The following is a 13,100-nucleotide window of genomic DNA, read 5'->3' on the forward strand; positions in this document are numbered from 1 at the left end:
TCGGTTCAACTTGTCTGTGCATTATTTTTGTTTGTTGTGCTTCATTGTGCTTTGTTGTGAGTTAGTGGGTGACGCCATCACGCTTAATTACTTTAAAAAAAGTGCGGAACAAAATTTTGATATCCAATATCAGTGACTGATGCTGCAAGTAATAGGCATCCAATTCGACTTTCTGCGGAATCGGCAATTCATCGCGACCATTGATTTGTGCCCAGCCAGTTAAACCAGGGACGATAGTATGAACTTGTTTTTCAGTGCGCAGCGCAATCAAATCGGCCTGGTTGTAGAGTGCAGGCCGCGGACCAACAAAGCTCATATCGCCTTTAATAATGCTCCACAATTGTGGTAATTCATCGAGGCTAGATTTGCGTAAAAAGGAGCCGACGGGCGTTAAGTATTGATCTGGATTTGTCAATAAATGTGTGGCGACAGCGGGCGTGTCGATTAACATGGAGCGGAACTTCGGCATTTTAAAAATTTGATTGTAGCGACCGACGCGATCTGACCAATAGATGATGGGACCTTTTGATGTTAAGCGCACCATCAGAGAAACGATGATGAATGGAAGCAGCAAAATAATTGCAGCGATCAAGGCTAGGACTAAGTCGGCTAATCGTTTCATGATTTCGTTCTTTCTTTTTTATTTTTTATTGTTGTCTTGTGACGCCAAATTGGCAGCGCTTTCGCGCAAGCCCTGTTGTACGGAATACGGCGGCGTCCATTGCATGCGTTGGCGCGCTTTGCTGCTATCGACGCGCAAGGATTGGCATAAACGATCCGCGATATTTTTTTTGCCGGTCAACTTCGCTGCGAAGCTAATGAGTCCCGCAGGGAAGGGCAGTAAACGTGAAGGTACTTCTAATGCCTTCGCTGCCTCGCGTAAGAGTTCCGTGGTCGACAAATCTTGGCCGTCAGAAATCAAAAAGACTTGATTGTAAGCTTGCGGGTTTTGCACACAATGCAGGATGAAATCCGTCAGATTTTTAACGAATACAAAGCTGCGTTGATTGTTGATGCTGGCTAGTGGAAGCGGAATTTGCTTCTTTACCCAAATCAGTAAACTTAAAAAGTTAGCAGCGACACCTTTGCCATACACTAAGGGCGGGCGAATAATCGTGATGGCCATACCAGTACGCTGCCCCAATTCCATTAAAGCCGCTTCCGCTTCTTGTTTAGAAATGCCATAAGGATCGCTGGCCTGTGGTGCATCATTTTCTGTAAATGCCTGCTCTGACTCCGTCATCTCGCCATTCACTTTGACGGAACTCAGGTAAATGAATTGACTGACACCAGCCGCAGCCGCTTGTTCTGCTAAGCGTAGGGTTCCGTGTAAATTGACTTCACGAAAAGCAGCCAGCGGATCGGCTTCGGTATCGTGCATCACATGCACCCGTGCGGCACAATGGATGACGGTATGCACATTACTCAGATGTGCTTGCCATTCTGTATTGCGATCGATGTTGCCGACAACAGGTGTTGTTGAATCCGATGATGAATTTCCACTGCGTATTGGACAAACCACTTCGCGATTTTGCGCCAATACCATTTGCACTAAATGCGATCCGACAAAACCCGTTGCGCCGGTGATGAGAATTTTATTTTTCATGTTGGCGCGACTAGGTTGGAGAGCTGGCAGATTTCTTGCCAGAATAGGCAGAATTCGTGCGTAGGTAACGACGCAACAAGAACTTAGAAAAACTATGGAAGAACCAGAGTGCGTGTTTGGAAAAAATATTGCGGTTCTTATGTGCTGCTGTATGAATCGCTTTTAAGTGCGGATAATAATGTACGGCTTGCTGGTGGAAGCGACGTGCACGATAGCAGATATCGACATCTTCAAAGTACATGAAATAGTCAGGATCAAACCCACCTAATGCTTCGTAAAGTGCTGGCGTAAAAGCCAAAAATGCTCCAGATGCCCATTCCACAGGAATGTCTTCAAGTACCCCAGCAATTCGATCTTTGTCGTAGGTTTCGCTAAACGTATTCACCAGTGGCATTTTGATGATAGATAGCATGCCTGGAAAATGACGGATGTTTTTGTCAGGAACGGTCATCGCCAAATCACGATATAAATTGAGTGTCGCGAGTGCCTGACCAGATTGTTGCATTTTTTCTGTCAGAGCAAAGACAGTTTCTGCAGTCACTGTTATGTCTGGATTCATGACCAAAAAAATATCGTCAGCTTGAAAGCCGGACTTTTTTTGTATTAGATCGAATAAATAATTATTGTTTTCACCGAAACCTAAACCCGCGTCCGCATCTGTATAAAACACTTGATGTTGCGCGCAATACGCTTTTAAATTGGCAGCGGGTTTGTTGTCTTTGATCCAGATAGTTAGGTCTTCGTGCTCTGTAAGTAATCCACCAATTTTACTATCAATTAACAGAGCTTCATGACCATGGCTAATTATTGCAACATGAATCATGTATTTACTTTCATCGTAATCGAGAACCGGTTAATGAATGTCTTGAAATACCTGTAATTATTGCGATCTACATGAATTTCTAGCGAGCTATGAATATTTGTATGAAAGAGCTGATGAATCAGTCCATAGCGTGACTGTATACACATCAAATTTCTCTTCTTATAGCCGTTTTTATGACGCTTTAGACCTCCATTATAAGTCAAACGATTGCAGAGTAAGTCGTGATTTAAACTATTGAATAGATATAGTTGGGTTTGAATTTTTTAGTGTTTCTTTTGTGGGCATATTCTCCGCCATCAGTAGGAAATCGTAAAAGAATCATTGCGGATAATTGCATAGCGAACAGCATCAGTAACAAGTTCTTTGTATTGGTATTCCATTTGTGGCGATTGATAGTGCAACCATGATTATTGATTTATGTTCGTTCTAATGCTTGCTTTGCATGCGAACGTAGGCGTCAGAGAAAAAGCGGAGGCATGCTTTTTAGATTTTGGCTAAATAGTTTTCATCAGGGGACATTGTAGTGTGCTTCTCGTTAGTTTTTGATGCCATCTAATATTCCTCTGACCATCATCAGCATTTGTTTCCAACGATTTTTCTCTAAAAGTAGTGCGAGGAAAAAACGAATGAATAATCCTTTTTTTAAGCGATTAGCCCAAATCTTAGAGACATATGGTTTTCTACAAAAAATTAAGGTATTGCGGAAATTGTAATATTTCCTAGTAGGTGAGGTCTTGAAATAGTGCAGCGAGAATATGCGTCGAGGAGGCGCTTCCGACATTGCATGTCCCATCTCTACTTTTGTTGAACCAAATAAAAGGTAATTTTTTTGACGCACTCTAAAGCACCAATCGTTGTCCGTTAGGTCGATGAATAAACTTTCGTCATAGCTTAGATCGTCCAGCCAAACATCGATAGGCACTAACATTCCCGACGTAATTAATACGTCACTCTGGATGAGTGGTGCTTGAGATTCTGCAGGCTGAATGGTCGAAATACGACCCTGTTCCTCTTTAAAAAAAGGAAAATAAATTTTTGAGATTTCTCTACGGTCGAAGAAGCGAGGGCCAATCGCGCCAACGCGAACCCCTCGCTGACTTAGTTCTTCAGCTTGTTCTACTAAAATTTTAATTAAATCGTCCGGAGGCTGGCTATCCTGATCGAATGTGGCGACATACTTCGCTCCTCGTTTCAGTGCGGCTTCGAAGCCTCGATTTAAGGCATAACCTAAGCCAAAATTTTCCCCCAACCGTAGGTGTTCACAATTGGCTAGCTTGTTTAATTCTATGTCAGAGCAGCCGCCATTATCGACTAAGAATACACTATCAACTTGTTGACTCAAATTGCATAGCAGTGATTCAAGGATCTGTTTGTCCGGAAAGTATCCAACGACGATTGCTGAAATATGCATATAAGTCTGTTAGTTGAAATTAGTTCGCAAAACCTATATTTGCAGTCGCTAAGGCACGCTTTCCTGCGAAATGCAAAAGTATCCAGTCCAAATAAACTCGAATTACCCACGCAATTGCAGCACCATATAATCCAAAATGTATGGTGAGAAAATACATGATCGCGAGGTAAATAAATAATTCTGCGATATGGAATTGTGCTGTCACTTTAGTTTTGCCCAAGGAATGTAATAAGGTATATGGTACAAGTGCAATTCCATTGATAAATGTTCCGAGTATTAAAATAAAGGCAATGATGCTGGCGTTTGCTGCAAATGCCGGAGAAATCCAAATGGACAGAATTGGGACTACTAGAATCGCTGCCAAAACACATAGGCAGCCCATTATTTTTGCCATCCTTAGATAATTAATTTGATAGGTTTCGTATAGCTTATTTTTTGTCTTGGTATTTGTAAGTATAGGTAATAATGCACCGCAGATGGCCGTCGGTACCATCAATACGCGCATCAAACCTTCTTGCGGAATTGCGTAAGTACTAAGTTGATCGGCACCGACCATCGCGCTGATGAAGAAACGATCACCAAATACCATCAATGGACTAATAATTCCCGTAACGGTAACCCAGAAGCCAAAAGAGAATAGCCGTCGAAAATTTTGAGCAATCGTTGATGTCTTGTTGTCGCTTTTTTCATATTGGGCGATTCCGAAATAAAAGCGTAGTTGAACAAAGCATGTGATAGTGATGAGCACTCGCATAAGCACTAAATAGAATGCAATTCTCGATAGACTAGGTCCATGGAAATGTATGGATACCGCGGGAATTGCGAACATCCCAAATCCGAGCAGAGACTTGTAGAGATTTGATTCCTTAAATTGACCCAAACCTTCCATTGCACCGCGCAAACCACTAGTAATTGTTGCTGGAATAATACCGATAGCGGTAATTTGCAGAGCAGTCCTGGTGCTGTCCTGCCAATTTGGGCTAATTTTTAGCCAACTTTCTGCAAGTGGCGCGGACAACGTAAATATGACGACAAAGCCTAGCAGACCCGTTATCAAGGTCAATAATAAGCCCGCTGTCAAGATTGGTCCGACAGGTGTACTGAAATTTTTGTTGTCTTTGCCTTCAGGAAGTATTTTGCTAATTTCATAAGTTAGTGCTCGACCTGTACCGAAATCGAAGAGGCTGAAATAGCCGATCAAAGCCCAAATCAAGGTTAAGACACCGAAGCCTTCAGTACCTAATTGCTTCAATGTGTAAGGAATACAGACTGCCGCCGCGAGCAAGGGTGAACCGCTGCCAACTAAATTCCAGATGGTGTTTTTTTTAAGTGACATATTAGTTGGCTGGGTCTTGCAATTTTACTGACGCCATACCTTGCAGGCAGCTCAGCAATACCTGACCCCAACTTGGTAATTGAATGCCAAATTTTTGATTGAATTTGCTTTTGTCGAGGCAGGAATTTTTAGGTCGTTGTGCAGGCGTTGGGTAGGCTGAGCTTGGAATGCCTTGTATCTTAGGAAGCGGAGCACTTAACAAGTCTAGTTGCTCTGCGTGTTCAACGATGCGCTGGCTGAACTCGCACCAATTGGTCGTTCCTGTTGGCGTTAGGTGATAAATACCTTGATGTTGTTGCCACCAAGTCTCCTTTGCAACTGCATGTGCTTCTGTAGACTGCAATTGCAGAACAACTTGTTTGACTGCGTCACTTAAAAACAAAGTAGAACTAGGTGTGCCCCATTGGTCATTAACGATGTTGAGTTCAGTTTTTTCTTTTGCCAAGCGTAAAATTGTTAACAGAAAATTCTTGCCGAAATCTGAATACACCCAGCTGGTGCGAAAAATTAAATGCGCGCATCCACTATTCACAATCGCTTGTTCGCCTGCTAATTTACTCGCACCATAGACATTCAGTGGCGCGCAAGCATCTTCCTCTGTGTAAGCCACGCGTTCACCATTGGCATCTGACTTGCTACCATCAAACACATAGTCGGTCGAAAAATGGATCAAGCCTATACCTAATTTTTTCGCTTCCTGAGCAAGGATAGTTGGCGCTTCAGCATTGACGAGAAAGGCGAGTTCACTTTCTTTTTCTGCCAGATCAACCGCGGTGTACGCTGCGGGGTTGATGATTAAATCTGGTTTGCACAGCTGAACGTAGTGTGCGATCGAATCAACATCTGACAAATCTAATTCAGCACGTTGTGGCGTAAGCACTTCACCTAAATCTTGCAATGCTTTAGCTAAACTGCGACCAAGCTGACCACTAGTACCCGTTAACAAAATTCTCATGCGAAAACCTCAGCGTCGGCCAATATTTTCCCTAGCTGATCTTTGCCGGATAAAGAAGGTGCTCCATTGAGGATGCCATCAAGCGGCCAGTTGATCGCCAGTGCGGGGTCATTCCAAAGCAGGCAACGTTCATATTCTGGCGCCCAGTAATCGGTCGTTTTGTAAAGAAATTCTGCATACTCGCTGGTGACTATAAAGCCGTGCGCGAAGCCTGGCGGTATCCACATCTGGCGTGAGTTACTAGCGGATAAAACCGCCGATGTCCATTTGCCAAAATTCGGTGAGCTACGGCGTACATCGACAGCGACATCAAATACTTCCCCAGCAATCACACGCACTAGTTTTCCTTGTGCTTGTTGAATTTGATAGTGCAATCCACGCAAAACGCCTTTGGCCGAACGGGAATGATTATCTTGTACAAATTCAGTGTTTACGCCAGTACAAGCCGCAAAAGTTTTTGCATTAAAACTTTCGTAAAAAAAGCCGCGCTCGTCGCCAAATACTTTGGGCTCTAAAATTAAGACTTCGGGTAAATCAGTTTGAATAATATTCATGGCAGGTGTTTAGCGGATCTTTAAAAACTTTTGTGATTCAATAAGCGCAACAAGTATTGGCCGTATTCATTTTTTTTCAACGGCTGCGCTAAGTTTTCTAATTGGGTTGGGCTGATGTAACCCTTGCGGAAGGCGATTTCTTCAGGGCAGGCGACTTTTAAGCCCTGACGTTTTTCTATCGTAGCGATAAATTGCCCCGCTTCTAATAATGAATCGTGCGTGCCCGTATCTAGCCACGCCATGCCGCGCCCCATCAATTCAACTTTGAGTTGCCCTTGCTGTAGATAGACATTATTGACGTCGGTGATTTCCAATTCGCCACGCGCTGATGGTTTGATATTGGCCGCGATTTCGCAAATCTGTTGATCGTAAAAATACAGACCAGTCACCGCGTAATTAGATTTGGGTTTGAGGGGTTTTTCTTCTATGCTCAGCGCATTACGATTATCGTCAAAATCCACTACACCGTAGCGTTCAGGATCATTTACGTGGTAAGCAAAAACGGTCGCACCATCGTGATTGTTGTCTGCACTACGCAGCATCGCTTCAAACTCATGACCATAGTAAATGTTGTCACCTAAAATCAGTGCAGACGGTGAGTTACCAACAAATTCTTTACCAATAATGAAAGCTTGCGCCAAGCCATCTGGTGAAGGTTGCACCGCGTAGCTAAGATTGATACCCCATTGTGAACCGTCACCAAGTAATTCTTGAAAGCGTGGCGTATCTTGAGGTGTTGAGATGATGAGGATATCGCGTATACCAGCTAGCATCAGCGATGTCAGCGGATAGTAAATCATCGGCTTATCGTAAATAGGCAATAACTGCTTAGATACGGATTTTGTTACCGGATACAGGCGAGTGCCAGAGCCGCCTGCCAGAATAATGCCTCTACGTTGTGCTTGTGCCATTGTCGTCTCGTATTCTCGTTTTTGTTCTGATTAGTTTTTTTCTTGGTATTGCAAATTCACCCAGTTTTTATATTCCCCAGACAAAACTTGCGCAGTCCACGCGTCGTTTGCCAGGTACCAACTTACGGTCTTACGCAAGCCAGTTTCAAAAGACTCGGCTGGTTTCCAACCTAACTCTCGTTCAATCTTTCGGGCGTCAATTGCATAGCGCTTATCATGTCCCGGTCTGTCTTTCACATGACGGATCTGGTCGCGATAGCTGCCAGTTGGTTTAGCTTGTAATTCATTGAGCAGATCGCAAATGCTGTGGACGACATTGAGATTGGTTTTCTCATTCCAACCACCGATGTTATAGGTTTCACCTGGGCGACCAGCTTCTAAGACGCGACGTATCGCGGCACAGTGATCGCTGACATAAAGCCAGTCACGTACCTGACTACCATCGCCATAAATAGGCAAATCTTTACCAGCGCGTGCATTGGTGATGACTAAGGGAATAAGTTTTTCAGGGAAGTGCAGAGGGCCATAATTATTCGAACAATTTGTGGTCAGTGTCGGCAGGCCGTAGGTGTGATGATAGGCACGTACCAAATGATCAGATGCCGCTTTCGATGCAGAGTAAGGGCTATTGGGAGCGTAAGCGGTCGTTTCTGTAAACGGCGGGTCATTTGCTTCCAGACTTCCATAGACTTCATCTGTCGACACGTGCAAAAAGCGGAAAGCCGCTTTTTTATCGTCTTCGAGATTCTGCCAATATGCGCGCACCGCTTCTAGTAAGCTGAAAGTACCGTTCACATTGGTCTCGATAAATGCCGCCGGGCCGTGAATAGAGCGATCTACATGGCTTTCTGCTGCAAAATGCACAATGGCTCTGGGCTGATGTGTTTGTAAAAGCTGCTTTAGGATGTCGCCATCATTGATGTCTGCTTGGACAAAAATGTGTCGTGCGTCTTCTCTCAGACTAGTCAGATTATTGAGATTGCCTGCATAGGTCAATTTGTCGAAATTAATGACAGGTTCTTGACTTTGTGCTAACCAATCTAAAACAAAATTTGCGCCTATAAAGCCTGCGCCACCAGTGACTAAAATCATGCGGAGATCCGATCTTGTTGCGGTTGATATTGATGCTATCGATGCTGTCTAGCAAGCTATGAATAGCTATCAACGAAATTTTCAATGAAAACTAGCAATTTTACGCCACTTGCGTCCGATGTCGTCAGTGTTACTACGCTTTTTTGTCATGTAAGCATTAATTTAACGGCAGAAAAGTGCGTATTTGGATTGAGTTTTGATCGAATTTTAATGGTGATAGGCACCTTCTAGCCTTTTTCGGGATTGAAGTGAAAAAAATCAGCATTTCACTCTTGAATTGTGGAATACCCACCTCATTTAAGTGGGCAATGGTTGATTTTTATGGAGATTGTTAATGCAAGAGCAAGATAAACCAGTCGAAAATACTGAAACAATAGCAACTAACCTTGATGCCGAAGCACTGCAAGCAGCAGTTGCTGAAAATCAGGTTGAGCCTGAGGTCGTCATTGAGCCGGGTGTTGCAGCAGATACTCTGGCGCAGTTAGAAGCGAAAGTGTTGGAATTGCAAGATGCATTCCTGCGCGCGAAAGCGGAAGGTGAAAACATCCGCCGGCGTGCGCAGGAAGATATTTCAAAGGCGCATAAGTTTGCGATCGAGAGCTTTGCTGAATCTTTAGTGCCAGTCAAAGATAGCTTGGAAATGGGCTTAAAGATAGAAACCCAAACGGTAGAGGCGATTAAAGAAGGCGTAGAAATGACGCTGAAACAATTGAATTCTGCCTTTGAGAAAAATCGTTTGTTGGAAATTAATCCACAACAAGGCGAAAAACTCGATCCAAGTAAGCATCAAGCTGTTTCTATGGTGCCGGCAGAACAGGATGCGAACACTATCGTGACTGTCTTGCAAAAAGGCTACATGATTGCAGATCGTTTGTTGCGTCCAGCTTTGGTCACTGTTGCACAAGCGAAGTAAAAATACTAAGCGTTTGACAGAAAACTTAGCAAAACAGTAGATAAAGCAGCAGAAAAACAAGATAAAACGCATAAAAACCTAAAGAAACAGCGAAAAGTGTCTTGAAAAACGGGTTTTTTGCCATACATCAGAAACAGACGAGCGCGGTATTGCATTATTTGCTGATCTTTTTCGGAATAATTGCTAAATCAGCGCTCACCAAGTTCAAAAATATAATTTTTAAAGATAGGGAAATATCATGGGAAAAATGATCGGTATTGATTTGGGTACAACCAACTCTTGCGTTGCAGTCATGGAAAATGGCCAGCCAAAAGTAATCGAGAACGTCGAAGGCGCACGTACTACGCCATCGATCATTGCTTACCAAGAGGATGGCGAGATTCTGGTTGGTGCTTCTGCTAAGCGTCAGGCTGTAACCAATCCAAAAAACACTTTATACGCAGTCAAGCGTTTGATCGGCCGTAAGTTTGACGAAAAAGAAGTGCAAAAAGACATCGGCTTGATGCCATACAGCATTTCTAAAGCAGACAACGGCGATGCATGGGTGTCCGTGCGTGACAAAAAACTCGCGCCACCACAAATTTCCGCTGAAGTTTTGCGCAAAATGAAAAAAACGGCTGAGGATTACCTCGGTGAAGAAGTAACAGAGGCGGTTATTACTGTTCCTGCTTATTTCAACGATGCACAACGTCAAGCGACTAAAGATGCTGGTCGTATCGCTGGCTTGGACGTCAAACGTATCATCAACGAACCAACCGCAGCGGCTTTGGCTTTCGGTTTAGATAAAAAAGAAAAAGGCGATCGCAAGATTGCCGTCTACGATTTGGGTGGCGGTACTTTCGACGTATCTATCATTGAAATCGCTGACGTTGATGGCGAAATGCAATTTGAAGTATTGTCCACAAACGGCGATACATTCTTAGGTGGTGAAGATTTCGATCAACGCATCATCGATTACATCATCGACGAATTCAAAAAGATCAATGGCTTGGATTTGTCCAAAGATCCTATCGCTTTGCAACGTATTAAGGCCTCTGCAGAGCGCGCGAAAATTGAATTGTCTAGCTCACAGCAAACAGAAATCAACGAGCCGTACATCGCTATGGCAAATGGCGCACCAACGCATTTGAATTTGAAAATTACACGTGCCAAGTTGGAAGCTTTGGTTGAAGAATTGATCCAGAAGACAATGGAACCATGCCGCATGGCGATCAAAGATGCAGGCGTAAAAACTTCCGACATCGATGACATTATCTTGGTTGGTGGTATGACTCGTATGCCTAAGGTTCAAGAATTGGTCAAAGAATTCTTCGGCAAAGAACCACGTAAAGACGTGAACCCTGATGAAGCGGTGGCGGTTGGTGCAGCGATCCAAGGTTCTGTATTGTCTGGCGATCGTAAAGACGTTTTGTTGTTGGACGTAACACCTTTGTCTTTGGGTATCGAGACTTTGGGCGGCGTGATGACCAAGATGATTCAAAAGAACACAACGATCCCAACCAAGTTCAGCCAAGTATTCTCAACTGCGGATGACAATCAACCTGCGGTAACAATCAAAGTCTACCAAGGTGAACGTGAAATCGCAGCGCGTAATAAAGGTTTGGGCGAATTCAATTTGGAAGGTATTCCACCAGCATCACGTGGTACGCCACAAATTGAAGTGACTTTCGACATCGACGCGAATGGTATTTTGCATGTAGGTGCAAAAGACAAAGCAACGGGTAAAGAAAACAAAATCACCATTAAGGCAAACTCTGGTTTGACTGAAGAAGAAATTCAAAAAATGGTGAAAGACGCTGAATTGAATGCGGAAGAAGACAAAAAAGTCAAAGAATTGGCTGAGTCCCGTAATCAAGGTGACGCCTTAGTTCACTCTACTAAGAAAGCATTGGCAGAGCACGGCGATAAATTAGACGCTGGCGAAAAAGAGAAAATTGAAGCAGCGATCAAAGAGTTAGAAGATGTTTTGAAATCTGGCGATAAAGCAGAAATCGATACAAAACTCGGCAACTTGTCTACCGCTTCACAAAAGTTAGGTGAAAAAGTGTACGCAGACATGCAAGCACAACAAGCCGCTGCTGGCGGTGCCGCAGGTGCAGCACCAGGTGCCGATGCAAAACCACAAGATGATGACGTGGTAGATGCTGACTTTAAAGAAGTCAAAGACGGTAAGTAATCAGTTCGAATCGGCGCTTTAATAAGTGCCGGGACGCCGCCGGGTAGTGCTCGTGTTTTCTGATGCGATGCTCTGCTCGGCGTTTTCGCATAAATTGTATTGATAAAAACAAGGTGTAATCGAGATGGCGAAGCGTGATTTTTACGAAATTCTGGGTATTGCGAAAAATGCCTCAGAAGATGAAATCAAAAAAGCTTATCGCAAGATGGCGATGAAATATCATCCGGATCGTAATCCGGATAGCAAGACCGCGGAAGAAAAATTTAAAGAGGCAAAAGAAGCCTACGAAATGCTTTCGGATGCACAAAAGCGTGAAGCTTATGATCGCTATGGACATGCGGGCGTTGATCCGAATATGGGCGGCGGTGGCGGCGGTGGAGCTGGTTTTGCTGATGCTTTCGGTGATATTTTTGGTGATATCTTCGGTGGTGGACGTGGTCGTAGTGCCGGTCCGCAGGTGTATCGCGGTGCAGATTTGCGCTATAACCTTGAGATCACTTTAGAGCAAGCTGCCAACGGTTTTGATACCACAATACGTGTACCTAGCTATGATGAGTGCGAAACTTGTCATGGTTCTGGCGCAAAACCAGGGACGTCGCCGGTCACTTGTACCACTTGCGGTGGACATGGTCAGGTGCGTATGCAACAGGGCTTGTTCAGTATTCAGCAAACCTGTCCTAAGTGTCACGGCACAGGCAAGATGATTCCTGATCCTTGTAATCCATGTAATGGTACAGGGCGTATCAAACGCAATAAAACTTTGGAAGTGAAGATTCCTGCTGGTATTGATAACGGCATGCGGATTCGCTCCTCAGGCAATGGTGAGCCAGGTATTAATGGCGGTCCACCAGGCGATTTGTATGTGGAAATTCATATTAAACAGCATGCGGTATTCCAGCGTGAAGGCGATGACTTACATTGCGAAATTCCAATTTCCTTCGTAAAAGCGGCTTTGGGTGGTGATATCGAGGTGCCGACTTTAAGTGGTAAGGCAACATTTACGATACCAGAAGGTACGCAGTCGGGTAAAACTTTCCGTTTGCGCAGCAAAGGTGTAAAGGGCGTGCGTTCTGGTTATGCAGGTGATTTATTCTGTCACGTCGTGATAGAAACACCTGTGAAATTGACTGAGAAGCAAAAAGATTTGCTGCGCAGCTTTGAACAACTGACGACAGAAGGTGGTTCTAAACATAGTCCGCAAAGCAAGTCATGGATGGATAAAGTGAAAAAATTCTTTGAATAAGGATAATTTCAGCAGGTAAAAAAAGCGCAGATAATTAATTTTATCAGCGCTTTTTTTTCGAGTAGGCAGCCTTAAGACCT

At 43.9% G+C, this 13,100-nt stretch carries 12 protein-coding genes; 3 read left to right on the top strand and 9 right to left on the bottom strand.

All coding sequences use genetic code 11. The features are described 5' to 3' along the window. Positions 1-61: 61 nt before the first annotated feature. The 9 genes from H8K55_RS01225 to rfbB form a co-directional block, all read right to left on the bottom strand. Positions 62-622, bottom strand: a complete 561-nt coding sequence (locus H8K55_RS01225) for a sugar transferase (RefSeq protein WP_186940194.1) — start codon at positions 620-622, stop codon at positions 62-64. 18 nt (positions 623-640) lie between these two features. Then, a complete protein-coding gene (locus tag H8K55_RS01230) occupies positions 641-1,606 on the bottom strand; it encodes a UDP-glucose 4-epimerase family protein (RefSeq protein ID WP_186940195.1) in 966 nt (321 codons plus the stop codon). A gap of 10 nt (positions 1,607-1,616) precedes the next feature. Then, on the bottom strand, positions 1,617-2,429 hold the full coding sequence (locus tag H8K55_RS01235; RefSeq protein WP_186940196.1) for a glycosyltransferase family protein: 813 nt from the start codon (positions 2,427-2,429) through the stop codon (positions 1,617-1,619). 535 nt (positions 2,430-2,964) lie between these two features. Further along, the gene (locus H8K55_RS01240; RefSeq protein ID WP_186940197.1) at positions 2,965-3,840 is read right to left on the bottom strand and encodes a glycosyltransferase family 2 protein; all 876 of its coding nucleotides are present in this window, start codon (positions 3,838-3,840) and stop codon (positions 2,965-2,967) included. Positions 3,841-3,859: 19 nt separating this feature from the next. After that, positions 3,860-5,176, bottom strand: coding sequence for a flippase (locus tag H8K55_RS01245; RefSeq protein WP_186940198.1), 1,317 nt, complete (start codon positions 5,174-5,176; stop codon positions 3,860-3,862). Between the two features lies 1 nt (position 5,177). Beyond that, the gene (rfbD, locus tag H8K55_RS01250) at positions 5,178-6,131 is read right to left on the bottom strand and encodes a dTDP-4-dehydrorhamnose reductase (protein WP_186940199.1); all 954 of its coding nucleotides are present in this window, start codon (positions 6,129-6,131) and stop codon (positions 5,178-5,180) included. Continuing rightward, positions 6,128-6,685: a dTDP-4-dehydrorhamnose 3,5-epimerase gene (rfbC, locus tag H8K55_RS01255; RefSeq protein WP_186940200.1), complete on the bottom strand. Its 558-nt coding sequence runs from the start codon at positions 6,683-6,685 to the stop codon at positions 6,128-6,130. Before rfbC ends, rfbD begins: the two co-directional genes overlap by 4 nt. Positions 6,686-6,705: 20 nt before the next feature. Then, complete coding sequence (rfbA, locus tag H8K55_RS01260; RefSeq protein ID WP_186940201.1) at positions 6,706-7,596, bottom strand: glucose-1-phosphate thymidylyltransferase RfbA; 891 nt, start codon at positions 7,594-7,596, stop codon at positions 6,706-6,708. A gap of 30 nt (positions 7,597-7,626) precedes the next feature. Beyond that, positions 7,627-8,688 carry a dTDP-glucose 4,6-dehydratase gene (gene rfbB / locus H8K55_RS01265; RefSeq protein ID WP_186940202.1) on the bottom strand — a complete coding sequence of 354 codons (1,062 nt, stop codon included), beginning with the start codon at positions 8,686-8,688 and terminating at the stop codon, positions 7,627-7,629. Positions 8,689-9,022: 334 nt separating this feature from the next. On the opposite strand from rfbB, the gene grpE reads away from it, so the two are divergent. The 3 genes from grpE (at position 9,023) to dnaJ (ending at position 13,020) form a co-directional block, all read left to right on the top strand. Beyond that, the gene (gene grpE, locus H8K55_RS01270) at positions 9,023-9,601 is read left to right on the top strand and encodes a nucleotide exchange factor GrpE (protein WP_186940203.1); all 579 of its coding nucleotides are present in this window, start codon (positions 9,023-9,025) and stop codon (positions 9,599-9,601) included. A gap of 238 nt (positions 9,602-9,839) precedes the next feature. Continuing rightward, complete coding sequence (dnaK, locus tag H8K55_RS01275) at positions 9,840-11,777, top strand: molecular chaperone DnaK (protein WP_186940204.1); 1,938 nt, start codon at positions 9,840-9,842, stop codon at positions 11,775-11,777. 124 nt (positions 11,778-11,901) lie between these two features. Continuing rightward, entirely contained in the window at positions 11,902-13,020 is a 1,119-nt protein-coding gene (gene dnaJ, locus H8K55_RS01280; protein ID WP_186940205.1) for a molecular chaperone DnaJ, read from the top strand. The last annotated feature ends 80 nt before the right edge of the window (positions 13,021-13,100 follow it).

It is taken from the genome of Affinundibacterium flavidum, assembly GCF_014284175.1.
Lineage (GTDB): Bacteria > Pseudomonadota > Gammaproteobacteria > Burkholderiales > Burkholderiaceae_D > Undibacterium > Undibacterium flavidum.

Excerpts from the sequence above, each read along its gene's own strand:
- H8K55_RS01225 (WP_186940194.1), bottom strand. The coding sequence starts at position 622 with ATGAAACGATTAGCCGACTTAGTCCTAGCCTTGATCGCTGCAATTATT.
- H8K55_RS01230 (WP_186940195.1), bottom strand. The coding sequence starts at position 1,606 with ATGAAAAATAAAATTCTCATCACCGGCGCAACGGGTTTTGTCGGATCG.
- H8K55_RS01235 (WP_186940196.1), bottom strand. The coding sequence starts at position 2,429 with ATGATTCATGTTGCAATAATTAGCCATGGTCATGAAGCTCTGTTAATT.
- H8K55_RS01240 (WP_186940197.1), bottom strand. The coding sequence starts at position 3,840 with ATGCATATTTCAGCAATCGTCGTTGGATACTTTCCGGACAAACAGATC.
- H8K55_RS01245 (WP_186940198.1), bottom strand. The coding sequence starts at position 5,176 with ATGTCACTTAAAAAAAACACCATCTGGAATTTAGTTGGCAGCGGTTCA.
- rfbD (WP_186940199.1), bottom strand. The coding sequence starts at position 6,131 with ATGAGAATTTTGTTAACGGGTACTAGTGGTCAGCTTGGTCGCAGTTTA.
- rfbC (WP_186940200.1), bottom strand. The coding sequence starts at position 6,685 with ATGAATATTATTCAAACTGATTTACCCGAAGTCTTAATTTTAGAGCCC.
- rfbA (WP_186940201.1), bottom strand. The coding sequence starts at position 7,596 with ATGGCACAAGCACAACGTAGAGGCATTATTCTGGCAGGCGGCTCTGGC.
- rfbB (WP_186940202.1), bottom strand. The coding sequence starts at position 8,688 with ATGATTTTAGTCACTGGTGGCGCAGGCTTTATAGGCGCAAATTTTGTT.
- grpE (WP_186940203.1), top strand. The coding sequence starts at position 9,023 with ATGCAAGAGCAAGATAAACCAGTCGAAAATACTGAAACAATAGCAACT.
- dnaK (WP_186940204.1), top strand. The coding sequence starts at position 9,840 with ATGGGAAAAATGATCGGTATTGATTTGGGTACAACCAACTCTTGCGTT.
- dnaJ (WP_186940205.1), top strand. The coding sequence starts at position 11,902 with ATGGCGAAGCGTGATTTTTACGAAATTCTGGGTATTGCGAAAAATGCC.